At 33.0% G+C, this 18,683-nt stretch carries 16 protein-coding genes; 9 read left to right on the top strand and 7 right to left on the bottom strand.

The window, feature by feature from the left end:
• Positions 1-34: 34 nt before the first annotated feature.
• From ACFO3N_RS00390 to ACFO3N_RS00365, 6 genes are all read left to right on the top strand, one after another.
• Entirely contained in the window at positions 35-2,206 is a 2,172-nt protein-coding gene (locus ACFO3N_RS00390; RefSeq protein ID WP_379794748.1) for a S9 family peptidase, read from the top strand.
• 34 nt (positions 2,207-2,240) lie between these two features.
• Positions 2,241-3,917 carry a peptide MFS transporter gene (locus ACFO3N_RS00385; protein ID WP_379794746.1) on the top strand — a complete coding sequence of 559 codons (1,677 nt, stop codon included), beginning with the start codon at positions 2,241-2,243 and terminating at the stop codon, positions 3,915-3,917.
• A 3-nt stretch (positions 3,918-3,920) separates the two neighbouring features.
• Entirely contained in the window at positions 3,921-5,405 is a 1,485-nt protein-coding gene (locus tag ACFO3N_RS00380; protein WP_250834310.1) for a peptide MFS transporter, read from the top strand.
• A 46-nt stretch (positions 5,406-5,451) separates the two neighbouring features.
• Entirely contained in the window at positions 5,452-5,919 is a 468-nt protein-coding gene (locus ACFO3N_RS00375) for a thioredoxin family protein (RefSeq protein WP_379794744.1), read from the top strand.
• Between the two features lie 214 nt (positions 5,920-6,133).
• On the top strand, positions 6,134-6,586 hold the full coding sequence (locus ACFO3N_RS00370) for a thioredoxin domain-containing protein (RefSeq protein ID WP_248729183.1): 453 nt from the start codon (positions 6,134-6,136) through the stop codon (positions 6,584-6,586).
• A 310-nt stretch (positions 6,587-6,896) separates the two neighbouring features.
• A complete protein-coding gene (locus tag ACFO3N_RS00365) occupies positions 6,897-7,298 on the top strand; it encodes a thioredoxin family protein (RefSeq protein ID WP_379794742.1) in 402 nt (133 codons plus the stop codon).
• 2 nt (positions 7,299-7,300) lie between these two features.
• Here the strand turns inward: ACFO3N_RS00365 and ACFO3N_RS00360 are convergent, their stop codons facing one another.
• From ACFO3N_RS00360 to surE, 5 genes are all read right to left on the bottom strand, one after another.
• Positions 7,301-9,325: a ComEC/Rec2 family competence protein gene (locus ACFO3N_RS00360; protein WP_379794740.1), complete on the bottom strand. Its 2,025-nt coding sequence runs from the start codon at positions 9,323-9,325 to the stop codon at positions 7,301-7,303.
• A 52-nt stretch (positions 9,326-9,377) separates the two neighbouring features.
• Positions 9,378-9,875 (bottom strand): C40 family peptidase, encoded by a 498-nt coding sequence (locus ACFO3N_RS00355; protein WP_379794738.1) that lies wholly within the window; start codon positions 9,873-9,875, stop codon positions 9,378-9,380.
• A gap of 5 nt (positions 9,876-9,880) precedes the next feature.
• Positions 9,881-11,002, bottom strand: coding sequence for a lipid-A-disaccharide synthase (gene lpxB / locus ACFO3N_RS00350; protein WP_379794736.1), 1,122 nt, complete (start codon positions 11,000-11,002; stop codon positions 9,881-9,883).
• A gap of 63 nt (positions 11,003-11,065) precedes the next feature.
• Positions 11,066-11,335: a hypothetical protein gene (locus ACFO3N_RS00345; RefSeq protein WP_095928127.1), complete on the bottom strand. Its 270-nt coding sequence runs from the start codon at positions 11,333-11,335 to the stop codon at positions 11,066-11,068.
• On the bottom strand, positions 11,328-12,107 hold the full coding sequence (gene surE, locus ACFO3N_RS00340; RefSeq protein ID WP_379794734.1) for a 5'/3'-nucleotidase SurE: 780 nt from the start codon (positions 12,105-12,107) through the stop codon (positions 11,328-11,330). Before surE ends, ACFO3N_RS00345 begins: the two co-directional genes overlap by 8 nt.
• A gap of 212 nt (positions 12,108-12,319) precedes the next feature.
• On the opposite strand from surE, the gene ACFO3N_RS00335 reads away from it, so the two are divergent.
• The 3 genes from ACFO3N_RS00335 to glsA are packed head-to-tail and all read left to right on the top strand — an operon-like array spanning position 12,320 to position 16,452.
• Positions 12,320-14,503 carry a carboxy terminal-processing peptidase gene (locus tag ACFO3N_RS00335; protein WP_379794733.1) on the top strand — a complete coding sequence of 728 codons (2,184 nt, stop codon included), beginning with the start codon at positions 12,320-12,322 and terminating at the stop codon, positions 14,501-14,503.
• A 35-nt stretch (positions 14,504-14,538) separates the two neighbouring features.
• Positions 14,539-15,384: a DNA/RNA non-specific endonuclease gene (locus ACFO3N_RS00330; RefSeq protein WP_379794730.1), complete on the top strand. Its 846-nt coding sequence runs from the start codon at positions 14,539-14,541 to the stop codon at positions 15,382-15,384.
• 57 nt (positions 15,385-15,441) lie between these two features.
• On the top strand, positions 15,442-16,452 hold the full coding sequence (gene glsA, locus ACFO3N_RS00325) for a glutaminase A (RefSeq protein ID WP_379794727.1): 1,011 nt from the start codon (positions 15,442-15,444) through the stop codon (positions 16,450-16,452).
• 66 nt (positions 16,453-16,518) lie between these two features.
• On the opposite strand, the gene rpe is transcribed toward glsA, so the two are convergent.
• Both rpe and ACFO3N_RS00315 read right to left on the bottom strand, forming a co-directional pair.
• On the bottom strand, positions 16,519-17,181 hold the full coding sequence (rpe, locus tag ACFO3N_RS00320; RefSeq protein ID WP_250834303.1) for a ribulose-phosphate 3-epimerase: 663 nt from the start codon (positions 17,179-17,181) through the stop codon (positions 16,519-16,521).
• Between the two features lie 383 nt (positions 17,182-17,564).
• A complete protein-coding gene (locus ACFO3N_RS00315; RefSeq protein ID WP_007804760.1) occupies positions 17,565-18,428 on the bottom strand; it encodes a sigma-70 family RNA polymerase sigma factor in 864 nt (287 codons plus the stop codon).
• Positions 18,429-18,683: the final 255 nt, after the last annotated feature.

Genomic DNA, 18,683 nt, shown 5'->3' with positions numbered 1-18,683 from the left:
AAATTGGGCTCTTTTTATATTTAAAATAATTCTAATGAATACAAGCAAATTTACTGCAGTACTTTTATTCTTAACTGCGGTTGTTTTTGGACAGCAGAAAATAACTGTCGAAAATGTTTTTAGCGGTACTTTCCGGGCTAAAGGAATGGATGAACTACAATCGCTGAAAAATACAAATCAATATACTGTTTTAAATATTGACCAAGCGAGCAGAAGTATGCAGATTGATTTATACGATTTTGCTACCCTGAAAAAAGTATCCAATCTTATTGATACTAAGAACCATAAAGAACTTGCCGACGGAATTAACAGCTATACTTTTGATGCTTCTGAAAAAAAGATCTTAATTGCTTGTCATTCTTCTAAAATCTTCCGTCACTCTTTTACTGCTGATTACTACCTTTATGATATCGCAGCAAAATCTTTGATCAAACTTGTTGATTTTCAAATTCAAGAGCCAACATTCTCACCTGACGGAACAAAAATCGCTTACGCAAAAGAAAATAACTTATATGTATACGACGTAGCATCAAAAAAATCTAGGGCTATTACAACAGACGGAAAGAAAAATGCTGTTATAAATGGTATTACTGACTGGGTTTACGAAGAAGAGTTTGCATTTGTTCGCGCTTTCGACTGGAGTAAAGACAGTAAAAAAGTAGCTTACATTCGTTTTGACGAAAGTCAAGTTCCTGAGTTTTCAATGTCAATCTTCCATAAAGATTTATATCCGAAAATTGAGACTTTTAAATACCCTAAAGCTGGAGAAAAAAATTCAGAAGTTTCATTACATATCTATGATGTAGCTGCTGCAGCAACTAAAAAAGTAGATTTAGGAAAATATAATGATTTCTATATTGCAAGAATGCAATGGACAAATGACGCAAATGTACTTTGCGCACAGGTTTTGAACCGTCATCAAGATAATTTAGATTTATTGTTTGTTGATGGAAACACAGCTGCTTCAAAAGTGGTTTTGAATGAAAAAGATAAAGCATACGTAGATATAAATGATAATTTGACGTTCTTAAAAGATAACAGTTTTATCTGGACAAGCGAAAAAGACGGATTTAATCATATTTATGTATATGATAAAAACGGAAAACTTAAAAATCAAGTTACAAAAGGAAACTGGGAAGTAGTTTCATACTACGGTTTCGACGAAAAAACAAAAACTATTTTCTACCAATCTACAGAAAATGGTTCTATCAATAGAGATCTTTACAGAATTGGTTTAGACGGAAAAAATAAAGTTCGTTTATCTTCAAAAACTGGAACAAATAAAGCGACATTCAGTCCAAATTTCCAATACTTTATCAATACGTATTCTAGCGCTACACAGCCAACGGTTCATACTTTAAATGATGCAAAAGCTGGAAAAGAAATTCAGGTTATCGAAAACAATCAGGCTCTTGCTGATAAATTAAAAACGTATGACCTTCCTTCAAAAGAATTTATTGTTTTAAAAACAGCAAAAGGAAATGAATTGAACGCTTGGATTTTAAAGCCAAAAGATTTTGATCCATCAAAAAAATATCCTGTTTTCATGTTCCAATATTCTGGTCCAGGATCTCAGCAGGTAGCAAATCAGTGGAATAATTCTAATGATTACTGGTTCCTTTCATTAACACAGCAAGGTTATATCGTAGCTTGTGTTGACGGAAGAGGTACTGGTTACAAAGGAGCTGATTTCAAAAAAGTGACTCAAAAAGAATTAGGAAAATATGAGGTTGAAGACCAAATAGATGCTGCAAAAGTAATTGGTGCTTATTCTTACGTTGATGCTTCAAGAATTGGAATCTTCGGATGGAGTTATGGTGGTTTTATGGCTTCTAACTGTATTTTCCAAGGAAGCGATGTGTTTAAAATGGCAATTGCTGTTGCGCCAGTTACTAACTGGAGATTTTACGACAGCGTTTATACAGAAAGATACATGCAGACTCCACAGGAAAATGCAAGCGGATACGATCAAAACTCTCCAATTAATCATGTTAGTAAATTGAAAGGAAAGTTCTTGTTGATTCACGGTTCTGGAGATGACAATGTTCATGTTCAAAACTCGATGCAGATGATGGAAGCTTTAATTCAAGCTAATAAACAGTTTGATTCTCAAATTTATCCAGATAAAGACCACGGTATTTATGGCGGAAACACTAGAGTTCAGCTTTACACAAAAATGACCAATTTCATCAAAGAAAATCTATAATTTAAAATCATAACCTAATTAAATAGTGAATAATATGGGAGAAACACAAGTAAAAACCGCGCATCCAAAAGGGCTTTGGGTATTGTTTGGAACGGAGATGTGGGAGCGATTCAATTTTTATGGAATGCGAGCTTTATTAACTTTATTCCTTGTGAATTCATTATTAATGAAGGAAGAAGAAGCTTCTTTGATTTACGGAGGTTTCCTTGGGCTTTGTTATTTGACTCCAATGTTAGGAGGTTTTGTTGCTGACCGCTATTTAGGAAACAGAAATTGTATCTTATTAGGAGGGTTATTAATGGCAATAGGACAAATGCTTTTGTTTACCAGCGGAAGTATTTTTGAGTCTAATTTAGACTTGGCAAAAATCGTTATGTACTCTGCATTGGGTGTCATTGTTTTTGGTAACGGATTTTTTAAACCAAACATTTCTAGTATGGTTGGAAGTTTGTATCCAAAACAAGAAAAAACAAAATTAGATAGTGCATTTACGATTTTCTATATGGGTATTAACATCGGAGCATTCTTAGGTCAGTCTATCTGTCCTTTGTTAGGAGATGTTAAAGATGCGGGCGGAATTAGAGATATTCATGCTTTTAGATGGGGATTCATGGCGGCTTCTGTGGCTATGTTGTTAGGAACAATTTTGTTCTATTTCTTAAAAAATAAATATGTGGTTTCTCCAGAAGGAAAACCATTAGGAGGACTTCCTTCTAAAAATGATGCTTCAGATTTTGAAGAAGGAGAAGCTCAGAAAGCAAACTTTTCAAATAAAGCGCTTGCTATGGCAGGAGTAGCATTTATTGCTTTAGGATTCTTTTTTCATTATGTTGTAGGTCAGAACTTAATTTATACTTTGATTTATTCAAGTGGTTTGGCTTTGGCAGGATTAATTATATCTGATACTTCTTTAACTAAAATTGAAAGGGATAGAATTATTGTAATCTATATCGTATCGTTCTTTATTATCTTCTTCTGGGCGGCATTTGAGCAGGCAGGTTCGTCTTTAACTTTTATTGCAGATAACCAAACAGACAGACATTTCTTTGGTTGGGCAATGCCACCATCGATGGTTCAAATTTTTAACGGAATGTTTGTAGTGTTTTTAGCGGTTCCTTTCAGTATTCTTTGGGATACTTTGAGAGCTAAAGGAAAAGAGCCGATTTCTCCAGTGAAACTTGCAACAGGTTTAGTGATTATTTCGATCAGTTTCTTTATGATTGCTACTCAGGTATCTTATATTGGAACTTCTGGTTTATTGCTAGTTAAATGGTTAATCTTATTGTATTTCTTAAATACATGTGCAGAGTTATGTTTGTCTCCAATTGGTTTGTCATTGGTAGGTAAATTATCTCCAAAACGTTTTGCATCATTATTATACGGAGTATTCTTCTTGTCTAATGCATCAGGTTACGCTTTAGGAGGAACTTTAGGTTCTATCTTGCCAGCAACTGGAGATAAATTTGCAAAAGCAAAAGAATTAGGAATCGATCTTCAGGCAGTTTTAGATAAAAAAATAACACTTTCAGCAGACCAATTGGCTTTGTTGGATCATCATCAAATTAGTGCGCAAAACCCAATTTTTGCAGGATTTGAAATCCATAACTTATATGAATTCTTTATGGTATTTGTTGTCCTAACTGGTATTGCTGCAATTTTATTATTTGCTTTAACACCACTATTGAAAAAATTAATGCACGGTGTTAGATAAAAAATGGAAAACAATATTACTTTAGAAGAAATTCAAAATTTTAAAGGCAAGTACCCAAAACAATTGTGGTACTTGTTTTTGGTTGAAATGTGGGAACGTTTTTGTTTCTACGGAATGAGAGGAGTTTTAGCTTTTTTTATGGTAGACCAATTAGGTCTAGTGGAAGGAAAAGCAAATTTGCAATATGGAGCAATTCAGGCTTTTGTATATGCATTTACTTTTATCGGTGGAATTTTTGCTGATAAAATACTAGGTTTTAAGAAATCGCTTCTTTTTGGAGGAATTGTCATGATTCTTGGGAACTTGCTTATTGCGGCTTCTCCGCATGATTTCTTTTACTACGGAATAACACTTTCTATTATTGGAACAGGTTTCTTTAAACCAAACGTTTCGTCAATGGTAGGGGAGTTGTATCACGAAAGTGACGGCCGTCGAGATGCTGGTTATGGATTGTTTTATGCAGGAATTAATATTGGAGGTATGCTTGGTGGTGCAATTCCTATTTATTTAGGGAAGAACTATTCTTGGAGTCTTTGTTTTCTATCTGCGGCAATTGTTATGATAATTGGAGTTATTACTTTTCTTTTAACGAAAAAGCATCTTGCGCCAATCGGAAATTCTCCATTAGAAAACCATGCGCCTAAAAAACGTAATCTTTATGAAACTGCAGTTTATGTAGGCTCTTTTGTTGTAATTCCATTAGTTTATATAATGGTTATCAATTCTGATTTTACAGAGTATTTTATGTATACTATGGGAGTAGTGGCATTAGGATATTTTGCATATGAATTGATAATGTTAAAAGATGGAAAACAGCAGCGCAAACTTTTAGCGGCATTTGTATTCATTTTTGGATACTTTATGTTTATGGCCATTTCAGAACAATCTGGAGGTTCGTTGTCTTTGTTTGCAAAAGACAATTTATCGAACAAGTTGTTATTTTTTCATATTGATCCAAATGTGGTAAATAATAGTATCAACTCCTTGTATGTTGTTATTTTTAGTCCATTGGTAGGTTTGTTATGGATATTAATGGCTAAACGAAAAATTGAACCTAATACTGTTATTAAATTTGGTTTGTCATTTATTCTGCTTGCGGCAGGTTTCTTTATCTTTTACTCTGCTAGATTTTTTGTAGATGCAGACGGATTAAGTTCTCTTGATGTTTTTGCTTTAGGATATCTTGTTTATACGCTTGGAGAGTTGTGTATTGGTCCAATCGGAATGTCGGTAATTACCAAATTATCTCCTAAACGATTGTTTGGAATGATGATGGGATTATGGTTCTTGTCTAGTGCATTTGGTCAGTTTGCTGCCGGGAAATTGGGAGCTGAAATTTCTGACGCCAACACTGGAACTACATTAATGTCTAAACTTATTGCTTATACAGACGGATATTATCAATTAGCATTATATTCTTTAATTGCGGGAGTTGTTTTAATTGTTGCTACCCCGCTAATCAGAAGGTTAATGCAGGAAGTTAAATAATTATATTGTAATAACTTTTTGCATAAATTTGCATAAAATTCTCGTTATGAAAAAAATACTACTCATCGCTTTGTTTTTAATTGGTGCCGCAAATATTCAGGCACAAGAATTAAAATGGTATACAGATGTTAGAGAAGCAATTACGGTAAGTAACAAAGAACAAAAGCCTATGCTAATGTTTTTTACTGGCAGTGATTGGTGTGGTTGGTGTATTCGTTTGCAAAATGAAGTTTTAAAAACTGCTGAATTTAAAAAGTGGGCGACAGATAATGTAGTTCTAGTAGAATTAGATTATCCTAGAGCTGTTGCACAAACGCCAGAGCTTAAAAGTCAAAACAATGAATTGCAGCAAGCTTTCGGTATTCAAGGGTTTCCAACTGTTTTCTTTACAAGTGCAGAAACAAAAGACGGAAGAGTTAATTTTAAAGGTCTTGGTAAAACGGGATATGTTGCCGGTGGTCCATCTGCTTGGTTAAATGTTGCAGAAGGAATAGTGCATCCGAAGAAATTATAAATTTAGAATAAAAAAATATCAAAAGGTCCCTTACAGTGTAAGGGACCTTTTTTTGTTTAGTAGGAAAAATTCTTTACAAAATCTGTGTAAATTGAGTATTATTTATTTTATCATGTTTAAAAAAACATATAATGTATTTTTTGTGCTAATAAAATTTGGATAACTAAAATATAATGTTAATTTCGTCTTGCTAATCTAACCAAAACCAATTTATATGACTAAAAAATTACTTATCCTACTATTTTTTTTAGGTTCATTTATGGCGCAAGCACAAAACTTAGCATGGAGAACAAACATGACAGATGCTATTGCTATAAGTAATGACCAGAAAAAACCAATGCTGATTTTATTCACTGCCTCAGGTGTACCAGAAAATCTTCAAAATGAAATCTTTAAAACGCCCGATTTTGCGGTATGGTCACGTGACAATGTGGTCTTAGTAAAATTAGATTTATCTGATATGAATGCTTCAGATAGCGATCGTGAACAAAATGTGAAATTAAAAAATGCATTTGGAGTTCAAGATCTTCCAGAAGTATGCTTTGCAATGGCGTCGGTAAGAAAAAACAAAACTACATTTAGTGCCTTAGGAAAAATAGCCTATAAACCTGGAGGAGCGAAAGCTTGGATTGCAGAATCAAATGCAATTTTACATCCAGCAGAATAGTAAACGATTTCATTCGACTTTTATTTTAATTTTTTTTAGTCCCCTTTCTGTTTTACAGGAGGGGATTTTTTTATTCTTAAAAAAGAGCAATCAATATTTGATCGTTTTTATTAGTGTTTATTTCACATTTATTAAAAAATAGGCAATTTATTGTCAATTTGATTTTAATGCTTAGAACTTGGTTTTTAATCTCTTAAATTCTTTATTGGATTATATTTTTGTACTATTTTAGTTTTATTAACATAACCCAAACCAAAATTATATGCCGAAAAAATTACTTATCCTACTATTTTTTTTAAGTCCATTTTATATGAATTCTCAAAATATAATATGGAAAACAGACATTAATGATGCCGTAACTGCAAGTGCAGAAAAGAGAAAGCCTTTACTGATTTTTTTTACTAGTCAAAACGTTAGCACTCAATTGCAAAATGAAATTTTTGCCACTCGTGATTTTGAAGAATGGTCGCGTAAAAATGTTATTTTGGTCAAACTTGACCTTTCTGATCCATCTATTTCTGATGCGAGTAAAGAGCAAAATTTACGATTGAAAAATGCTTTTGGTATCGAAGAGATTCCGCAAGTGTGTTTTTCTGAAGTTACCAGTAGAAAAGGAAAGACCAATTTTAATAAACTAGGGCTTATTGGCTATACAGCTTCTGGCGTTAAATCATGGATTTCTGAATCGGATTTGATTTTAAATCCAGAATAAAATTACAATCTATAATATCCCTTTTCTTTTGTTGAATGAAAAGGGATATTTTTTTTAAGACAACTATTTTTCCAATTTTTCTGTATCGAATTAGAGTTCGATCCATCAACAATAACAATTTTAGGACGAATATTTTCTAGCAATCGATCCAGATTTATTTTTGAGGTCTGAGTTAGAATTAAGATATCTGGATTTACTTTTTCTGGTAAAGTTTTAGTGCTGTCCATAAGTAGAATTTTGGTGTCTTTAAAATAAAGCACATTTTTAATCTCTGTGATTCTAGATGACGCAATTGAATTCCCTACGAGATACGAATTGATGTTTCTGTTGTTTTCAATAACAGTATCTCTAGTAAAAAACACAAGATTTCTTCCTGAACGTTCAGAAATGAGTGTATTGTTTCTTTCGTTGTAAACAATTAATTCTTCTTCTTTTTCGGTTTCTATTTTGGTTAAAATAAAGGCAAGCTGGATTGCAATAATTGAAATCAATGCAAATAGCAATCTGCTAAAAATCGGCCTTTTAATCCAGATAATGGTGCTAATTATAAATAAAGAAAATGCCCATAAATGAAACAAGTTAAAACTGATGTCTCGAATAACAAACGAATCTATAGAAGCAACAGCATGAATCATTAGATTTAGCAGGTAAATGCTTTTCTCAAAAATCATGGTGATAAATAAGGGCGGACTGGTGAAAATGGCAATCATCATAACCACAATTCCAGCAATCATGATAAAGGATAAAATGGGGAGTATAATAATATTCGTGACAAAAAATAATCCTGGAAATTGATGAAAATAGTAAAGGCATAAAGGCAATGTGCCAATTTGAGCGGCGAATGAAACGGTTAAAGCTTCCCAGATGTAAACTGTTATTTTGTTCTTTGGTTTATAAATATTTTTTAAAATAGGCTGTAGCCAAAGAATGAAAAAAAGTGCGATGTAACTTAATTGAAAGCCAACATCAAATAAGAAATAAGGCTCAAAAAGTAATATTAGTAAAATTGAAACGAGTAAAGTATGGTAGATATTGCCAGTTCGGCGTAAATGATTTCCAATTGCAAGAAAAGAGAACATGACTACAGATCGCAAAACGGAAGGCGATAAGCCAGAAATAATAGCAAAACCAGCTAAGGAAATTAGAATGCAAGCCAGTTTAAAAAAGGAACCTTTTTTTGTGTTTGGAATTGATTTGAGTATAAAAGTGATGAAAAGCATTATAAAGCCTACATGAAGCCCAGAAACAGATAAAACGTGTGTAGCGCCAGAGTATTGATAATCTTGGATAATATCTTGTGAGATGTCCTGCTGCTGACCCAAAATGAGTGCCAGAGCAACATTCATTTCAGATTTATTGAATTTTGACTTTTCAAGATTAAAAATTATTCGTGAATGTAATTTGGCACAATAATACCAAATGTCTTTTTGAATGTTTTTGTTCACCAAAATTTCTTTTTTGGAACAATAAATCTGAGCATAAATTTGTTTGTCTGCCAAATAGCTGCTGTAATCAAATTGATTTGGATTTTTACTGGGTTTATTTCGCTGTAAATGCGTTTGAATTTTAATGCTGTTTCCTATAATTAGAGGATTGCGACTGCTGTCTTTTTGAACGTTTACAATTATTTTTCCAGAATAAACTTTTCCTGAAATGGTTTTGATGTGCCCAATGTAACGATCACTGAAATCATTGCTTTTTAATTTTTCTCTCAGGATTAAAGTAAGAGATTGTTTTGTTTCAAATGCTGCTTTGCAATGCGTATAATTGTTCTTTTGAAGACTTTCGGTATGGCTAATAAGAGTAAAAGAACCTAAGAAAAAAGATAGCAAGTAAACTGAAATCCCGAAAAGAATTGTTTTCTTATTATTTTTTAAATTCCGAAAAAAAGTACTGACAAAAAAGGAAAAACAAATTATTAGCAAATAATGAATTGCTGCAATAGGTAAGTGTAAATAATAAGTTGTGATGACGCCTATTATAAAAGCGATTGTAATTTTTATTAACGGAAAATCTAATACTTTCATAGCTTAAAAGTATTAAATATTTGTAAGAAAAATAATAAAAAAAAATATTTTTTTATGGAAGAATCCTATTTACCTGCTCAAAGGAGTTTTTGTAATAAGGTTCTTTGGTAGAGGAAATAATTACACCTTTTGAAGTCGAAGAATGAACAAATTTTATTTCATCAGAATTGACCTCTGTAATTAGTCCGACGTGATTGATTTGCCTGCTTTTGTTGGTTTTAAAGAAGATTAAATCTCCCTTTTTGGCGTCATTTAACGGAACAACTTTTCCGATTTTTGCTTGATCGAAAGAACTTCTCGGAAGTTGGATGTTTTCACTTTCAAAAGTAGTGTAAACCAGTCCAGAACAATCAAAACCGCTTTTTGTAGTTCCGCCTGCTTTATAGCGAACGCCAATATTATCAGTAGCTTTTTCAATTAAATTATTAACCAAAGCTCTGTTTTCTTTTCTTGATTCGCTTTTTGTGCTGTTTTTTGATACCGCTGTCGAAGTCGATTTACAAGAAGTAACAGCAATTGCTAAAAGCAGAAAAATTACAATTCGTTTCAAATCAATTAATTATTTTGTTTTAAATCGGCAACAATGAGTTTTGCTGTGTTTTTGCTCGCGCCAACTCCGCCTAATTTTTGTTCTAATATATCGTAATTTTGCAGCACTTTATTGCGATGGTCAGGCTCTAATAATTTTTGAAGTTCTTCTTTGATTCGTTTTTTATTACAATCTGCTTGAATCAACTCGGTTACAACTTCTTGATCCATAATTAAATTGACAAGAGAAATATACTTTAATGTAATAATACGTTTTGCAATTTGATAAGAAACTTCGCTTCCTTTATAGCAAACTACTTCAGGAACTTTAAAAAGAGCTGTTTCAAGAGTTGCAGTCCCAGAAGTTACCAGAGCAGCGGTAGAAGAACGAAGTAAATCGTACGTTTTATTGGAAACAAAGGCAATGTTTTTATTTTTCAGGAATTGTTGGTAAAATTCGTACTCCTGACTTGGAGCGCCTGCAATAACAAATTCATAATCCTGAAAATCATCCACAACACTTAGCATTACGCTCAACATTTTGGTAATTTCCTGTTTACGGCTTCCTGGTAGAACGGCAATAATGGGTTTTTCGCCTAAATTATTTTCTTTTCTAAACAAAGCTTCATCAAAAGCTGGCTGATTCTGAATCGCATCAATAAGCGGATGTCCAACAAAATCTACAGGAAAATGATGTTTGTCTTCGTAGAAACTTTTCTCGAAAGGCAAAATAACATACATTTTATCAACGTCTTGTTTGATGGCTTTGATTCGGTTTTCTTTCCAAGCCCAAATTTGAGGAGAAATATAGTAATGTGTTTTATAGCCTAATTCTTTTGCCCATTTTGCAATTCGCATATTAAAACCAGGATAATCAATAAAAATAATCACATCTGGTTTGAATTCCAAGATGTCTTTTTTACAGATTTTAATATTGTTTAAAATGGTTTTTAAATTGAAAACCACTTCAATAAAGCCCATAAATGCTAGATCACGATAGTGTTTTACCAGAGTTCCGCCTGCTTTTTGCATTAAGTCTCCGCCCCAAAATCTAATTTCTGCTTCTGGATCTTCGGTATATAAGGCCTTCATTAAATTTGAACCATGTAAATCTCCAGAGGCTTCTCCTGCAATTATGTAATACTTCATGTTGGTTTTTTTGTAAATGTGCTTAAGTTGTAACCATTAAAGGGAACTTAGCAAAGATAATATTTAAATAACTAATGTAGAAATTGCCAGTACAATCACGGCTAAAATTACGCCGCGCGCCATAAATTCTTTATTTCTTTTTAACAGAATGCCAAAAACGGCAAGGTCTAAAAGTGTACCTATAGTAATTATTTTTCCGAGATATCCGTATTCTCGAATCATTTGAAATCCTTGCGAAATATCAAATGTGGTAAAAAAAGTGATGAACAGATAACTTCCTAAAAGAGCTGTAAAAATTCCGATTAAAAATCCGATCAGTATTTCTTTAGTCATTTAATTTCCAAGTATTAAGTTGTTGAATAGAGTGGTGAGCGGTCAAGTCAAATTGTACTGGAACTACCGAAATGTATCCGTTTGCTAAAGCCCATTCGTCTGTATCTTCGCCTTTATCTTCGTTTACAAATTTTCCGGCAAGCCAGTAATAATCTTTTCCAAAAGGAGTTTGTCTTTTATCAAATTTTTGCGCGTAATAGGCTTTCGCTTGACGGCAAACTTTAATTCCTTTAATTTCAGATTCCTTTAGTTTTGGAAAATTGACATTTAAAACGACTCCTGGCGGAAGTTTATTGGCTAGGGTTTCTAAAGTGATTTTTTTTACAAAAGACTTTATGGGTTCAAAATCGGCATTCCAATCAAAATCTAAAAGAGAAAAACCTATTGCCTGAATACCTTCGATTCCAGCTTCAACCGCGGCGCTCATGGTGCCAGAATATATCACATTAATAGAAGAATTCGATCCGTGATTTATTCCCGAAACGCACAAATCGGGTTTGCGTTTTAAGATTTCGTTTACTGCCAATTTTACACAATCGACAGGCGTTCCAGAGCAGCTGTACTCTGCAATTGTGTCATTGTCTTTGGATATTTTATCAATAAATAAAGTATTATTGATGGTGATTGCGTGGCCCATTGCACTTTGTGGTTTGTCTGGCGCAACAACAATGACATCGCCTATTGTTTCCATCACGCTAATAAGGGCTCTAATTCCAGGAGCCAAAATACCATCATCGTTAGTTACTAATATAAGTGGTTTCTCAGCTTTCATTTAATAAATATTATGTGTAGTTTTAACAATTGTAAGATTTTAAGAACAAAATTAATCACAATTATTTGCGAGAAGTCACAAATACTGCAAAATTTGTCAACTAAGGTAAAGAACTTTTTTACGAATTAAACATTTTTATATCTTTAACAAAAAATTATCGAAGCGTTAGCTCTCGTGGCATAGTTTTTAACGTAACTTAGATAAAAAAATTGATGAATGCTATTATAAAGTTTATGAAAAGAAATTATAAGATACTCATAGCCGTATTGTGCTTATCGCTTACATTATTTGCATTTAAGATGAATGCCGATAGGACAATCGACCCAGATCCAAACAAAGACAAGACACTTTTAGAATTATTAGCATTTGTTATTGAAAAAGGACATTACAGCCCAGCAGAAATAAATGATGAATTTTCTAAAGGTATTTTCAAGGATTACATTGATGCTCTAGACCCTTCAAAAAGATTTTTCCTTCAGTCTGATATTGACGAATTCAAACAGTATGAATTAATGCTGGATGATCAGTTTTTGAATAAAGATATTACGTTTTTCAACCTTACTTATACAAGGTTAATGAAACGTATGGAGGAAAGTAAAAAACGGTATAAAACGATTTTAGCTCAACCATTTAACTATAATGTAGATGAGACTTTTGATGCGGATTATGAGAAGATTCCGTATGCGAAAAACTTAGCAGAGATTAATGAAAGATGGAGAAAACAAATCAAATTATCGACTCTTTCTTCTTTGGTTACAAAGCAAAAAATTGAAGATGAAAAGAAGAAAAAAGATCCAGCTTACAAAGAGAAATCTTTTGAAACTTTAGAGAAAGAAACTCGTGAGAGCTCATTAAAATCTCTAGATGATAATTTTAGCGTGATTAAAGATTTGAATAGAGACTACTGGTTTTCTGTTTATTTGAACTCTATCATGGCTCGTTTTGATCCGCATACAAGCTATTTTGCACCAGAAGAAAAAGATCGTTTTGATGTAAACATCAGCGGTAAATTGGAAGGTATTGGAGCGCGTTTGACTAAGAAAAATGATTTTACTCAAATTGATGAGCTAATTTCTGGAGGTCCGGCTTGGAAAGGAAAACAATTAGAAGCAGGAGATTTAATATTGAAAGTTGCTCAAGGAAATGAAGAGCCTGTAGATGTTGTTGGAATGCGTTTGGATGATGTTGTAAAGAAAATTAAAGGTCACAAAGGAACTGAAGTAAAATTGACTGTTAAGAAAGTTGATGGTTCTATTAAAGTGATTTCTATTATTCGCGATGTTGTTGAAATTGAAGAAACGTACGCTAAGTCTAGTATTGTTGAGAAAAATGGTTTAAAATATGGAGTGATCTATCTTCCTAAATTTTATATCGATTTTGAAAACAAAGACGGACGTGATGCAGGAAAAGATATTGCTCGTGAAGTAGAGAGATTGAAAAAAGAAAACATCAACGGTATTGTTTTAGACGTTCGTGATGATGGTGGAGGATCTCTTTCTACAGTTGTTGATATTGCCGGTTTATTTATCGAAGAAGGACCAATCGTTCAGGTAAAATCTGCTGGTAAAAAGAAAGAAGTTTTATATGATAAAGACAAAAAAATCGAGTGGGATGGTCCATTAGTTATCATGGTAAACAGTTTTTCTGCTTCGGCTTCTGAGATTTTGGCTGCTGCAATTCAGGATTATAAACGTGGTGTTATTATCGGAAGTAAACAAACTTACGGTAAAGGAACTGTACAAAACGTATTAGATTTAAATCAGTTTGTGCGTAATGCAAACTACGGAGATCTTGGAGCATTAAAAATTACAGGACAGAAGTTTTATAGAATTAATGGTGGTTCTACTCAATTAGAAGGTGTTCATAGTGATGTGGTAATGCCAGATCGTTATGCTTACTTAAAAATGGGAGAGAGAGACATTGATAACGCAATGCCTTGGGATAAAATTGATCCAGCCGATTACAGCACTTGGACTTCTAATGAGAATTTTAACAAGGCAATTATGAACAGTAAAAACAGAATTGCTCAAAATGCTCAATTTAAGTTAATTGATGATAATGCGAAATGGATCGATGTTAAGAACAAAGAAAACGTATATAGCTTGAATATTAAGAGTTTTAAAGAAACTCAAGAACAAGTTGAAAACGAAGGAAAAAAATATAAACCAATTTCTGATTACAAAAACGATTTGATTTTTAAATCATTACCGTATGAAGAAGATGAAATGAAAGCTGATGCTTCTTTAAAAGAAAAAAGAGATGCATGGCACCAAGCTTTATCTAAAGATGTTTATGTAGAAGAAGCGTTAAACGTATTGGATGATTTACAATCAAAAAGTTTGGTAAAAGCTACGGTTAATCCTAAAATGAAAAAGGACAAGCTAGTGAAGTCTTAAATTCGAGAAGAATTTAATTTGTTTAAAAACGCTCTATGAATTTTAAATTTATGGAGCGTTTTTTTGTATGTTTAACCTCTAAAAATAGAATTATGAAAGTTGGCCTGAGTTTGATTTTAATGGGGTTTGCATTGTTTTCTTGTAAAAAAGAGAATACAGGAATTACGAAAAAAGTAAATAATGATGAAGCGGTTTCTTCTTTTAAAGGAAATTCTTATAGCACAGATTCTGTCTATACAGTTGCTTATTTGCCAACTTCGACGACAAAGCAGATTGTAAAACACCAATATTATACTTTATCGTATAATGAAAAGTTTGAACAGGCAGAATGGGTGGCGTACGAATTGAAAAAAGATTATTTAAAAAATAATGATTTTAAAAGACCCTATTTTATTGAAGATCCAAATGTAAAGACTGGTTCTGCAGATTGGAGAAATTATAAAAATTCAGGGTATGATAAAGGACATCTTTGCCCTGCTGGAGATATGGAATTTAGCAAAGATGCCTATAACGATACTTTTTACACGTCGAATATTTCACCTCAGAAAAAGGAATTTAATGCAGGAATCTGGAATAGGATAGAGCAGAAGACGCGTTATTGGGCTGGAAAATATAATGATATTTATGTCGTAACTGGCGGAATTGCGAAAGAATCGGATAAAAAAATAGGAACGGAAAAAGTTGCTGTTCCTAAATATTTTTATAAAATCGTTTTGGCTAAAAAAGGTAAAGAACACAAAGTAATTGCTTTCTTGGTTCCAAACGAAAAAAGTGACAAATCTATTTATGATTTTGTTGTTCCGATTGAAACTTTAGAAAAAATGACTGGAATTGATTTCTTCCCGAATCTTAAAAACCTTAAAAGCAGTAAGGATTTTTAATTCAATACTATTTAGTCGTAAATTAATACAGAATACAATAAGAATGCATTTTTTAAAATGAACAAGCAAATAATTTTTGTTGGTTTAATGATTGTTTTTTTCATAAACCAAGGCTATAGCCAAATACTACTGAATAAACAAAATATAGAGAATACACTTAATGAGGCCTTTAATGAATTTAAAGATTTAAAAGAAGGAAAAAATGCCGACTATATTCAAGAACTTGCCAATGTTGACCCCAATATTTTTGGCATTGCATTGGTTACTGCAGAGGGCGCCGTATATACAAAAGGAGATATAACATCAATGGTTTCAATTCAAAGTATATCGAAAGTATTTACCATGGCAAAAGTAATTGAACAAGAAGGCCCACAATTTTTAGAAGATAAAGTAGGGGTAAATGCCACTGGATTGCCATTTAATTCTATTGTTGCAGTAGAAATGCATAAAGGTGATAAAATCAATCCTCTTGTGAATCCGGGGGCTATTGCAACCACAAGCCTTATTAGAGGTGTTGATTCTATAGCAAAGTGGAAAGAAATTCAGAAAATTCAGAGTGACTTTGCCGGAAGACCGCTTTCTATAAATCGTCCTGTTTATAGAAGTGAAGCGGGTGATAATTTGCGAAATCAAGCTATTGCACATTTGTTATTGGCTTATAACAGAATATATTTTGATCCGGTACAAGCAACAGATCTTTATACGAAACAATGTGCATTGAATGTAAATGTAAAGGATCTTGCTACAATGGCGGCCACCTTGGCAAATGGAGGTGTTAATCCTATTACGAAAAATAAGGTCGTTAGTCAGACAACTGTCATGTATACTTTGCCAGTAATGGCAACTGCAGGTCTCTATGACAATTCTGGAGTTTGGCTATTTAATTCTGGACTTCCGGCAAAGAGTGGTGTTGGAGGAGGAATATTGGCAGTGTGTCCTGGCAAATTTGGAATTGCGGTTATTTCGCCTCCATTAGATGAAACTGGAAATAGTTTAAAAGCTCAGAAAGTTATCCAATATGTTGTAGAAAAACTTAAAGCAAACCCTTATTGGATTACTCCTAAGTAAGTTTGAAGTAAAAAAGAAAAGTCCAGAATTATTTTTGGACTTTTCTTTTTTGTTTTTTTTGAAAGTTTAAAAAGCAGTAAGAGCTTTTAACTCTGCAATTGTTTCTGTTGGATTTTCGGCTTTAAAAACAAAACTTCCAGCAACTAAAACATCTGCACCAGCTTCTACCAATTGTTTGGCGTTTTTGCTTGTTACACCGCCGTCAATTTCGATTAGTGTTGAAGCGTTTTTGCGTGTAATTAAGGCTTTTAGTTTCTTTACTTTATCATAAGTGTTTTCGATGAATGATTGTCCTCCAAATCCAGGATTTACGCTCATAATGCAAACCACATCAATATCGTTAATAATGTCTTCTAGTAAATCAACATTGGTATGCGGATTCATGGCAACACCGGCTTTCATTCCTTCTGCTTTAATGGCTTGAAGCGTTCTGTGTAAATGTGTACAAGCTTCGTAATGTACAGTTAATCCGTTTGCTCCTAAATCGGCAAAGGTTTTAATGTATCGATCTGGGTCAATAATCATTAAATGTACATCGATATATTTTTTGGCATGTTTTGAAATGGCTTCTAAGACTGGCATTCCGAAAGAGATATTCGGAACAAAAACCCCATCCATAATATCGATATGAAACCAATCTGCCTGACTGTTGTTAAGCATTTCTGCATCACGCTGTAAATTACCAAAATCGGCAGCAAGAACTGAAGGAGCAATAAGTGTATTTTTCATTGTATTTGTTGTGTGTTGTTTTATTGCAAAGATAATTTGAATAGGGTAATTTAACCGCAAAGTGCGCTAAGATTTACGCAAAGTTCGCAAAGTTTTTATCTTGAAAGAATACAGAGGATACAAAGCTTTGTGAACTTCCTATTCTTGAATAATCTTAAATAAAAAACTTTGCGAACTTTGCGAAAAAACTTTGTGTACTCTGCGTTACAAACATTTCAGCTAAATAATAAAAAATAAAAAACTCCGGTAATCAGCCGGAGTTTCAATCATCAATCAAAAAACGAACAGTCAATCAAACTGTTGTTTGCGTTACAAAGGTTTCAAGTTTCATGTTTCAAGTTACAAAAAGCAACTTGAAACTTTAAACCTGAAACAAATATTGTTTATCCTAAATAGGTTTTAAGGATTTTACTTCTAGAAGTGTGTTTCAATCGACGGATTGCTTTTTCTTTAATCTGACGAACACGCTCACGAGTTAGATCGAAAGTTTCACCAATTTCTTCAAGAGTCATTGGGTGTTGGTCGCCAAGTCCGAAATACAAACGTACAACATCTGCCTCTCTTGGAGTTAATGTTTCTAAAGAACGTTCGATCTCAGTACGAAGAGATTCGTGAATTAATTCTCTATCTGGATTTGGAGATTCGCCAGAACGTAATACGTCATAAAGGTTAGAATCTTCTCCTTCAACAAGAGGGGCATCCATAGATAGGTGACGTCCAGAGTTTTTCATAGACTCTTTTACGTCGTTTACAGTCATGTCAAGTTCTTTTGCAATTTCTTCAGCAGAAGGCGGACGCTCGTTAGATTGCTCTAATAACGCATACATTTTGTTGATTTTATTGATAGAACCAATTTTATTTAATGGTAAACGTACAATACGAGACTGTTCAGCTAGAGCTTGAAGAATCGATTGACGAATCCACCATACAGCGTAAGAAATGAATTTAAAACCACGAGTTTCATCAAAACGTTGAGCCGCTTTAATTAAACCTAAGTTTCCTTCATTAATTAAATCCGGAAGAGTTAATCCTTGATTTTGATATTGTTTAGCCACAGATACTACGAAACGTAGGTTGGCTTTTGTAAGTTTTTCTAAAGCTCTTTGATCACCAGCCTTTATTCTTTGTGCTAATTCTACCTCTTCATCAGCGGTAATTAGGTCAACTTTTCCAATTTCTTGTAGATATTTATCTAACGATGCAGTTTCACGATTAGTTACCTGCTTGGTGATTTTAAGTTGTCTCATGTTGTTGTCTCCCTATTTTTTAAAGTGTACAAATGGTTATACGTAAGGAGTATCAAAAAAGTTACAATATTTTAAAAATATTTTTTAAAATTTATAACTAAGACCAGTTTGAAGCGAAATACTTTATGGTTTAGCCTCTTCATTTTTATTGAAAGTACTTAAGTAATATTTGAATAAAGGGTTTATATCCAGTGTAATATGTTCGGTTAGTTTGTAACTTAGTCGTCATTATTGTACGAAAATAAATAAAAAGCC

Origin of the sequence: Flavobacterium chungangensis (assembly GCF_042654045.1) — a bacterium.
In the GTDB taxonomy this organism is placed as follows: domain Bacteria; phylum Bacteroidota; class Bacteroidia; order Flavobacteriales; family Flavobacteriaceae; genus Flavobacterium; species Flavobacterium chungangensis.
Note: the sequence above shows the minus strand (reverse complement) of the source record. Positions and strands in the feature narration are given on the sequence as shown.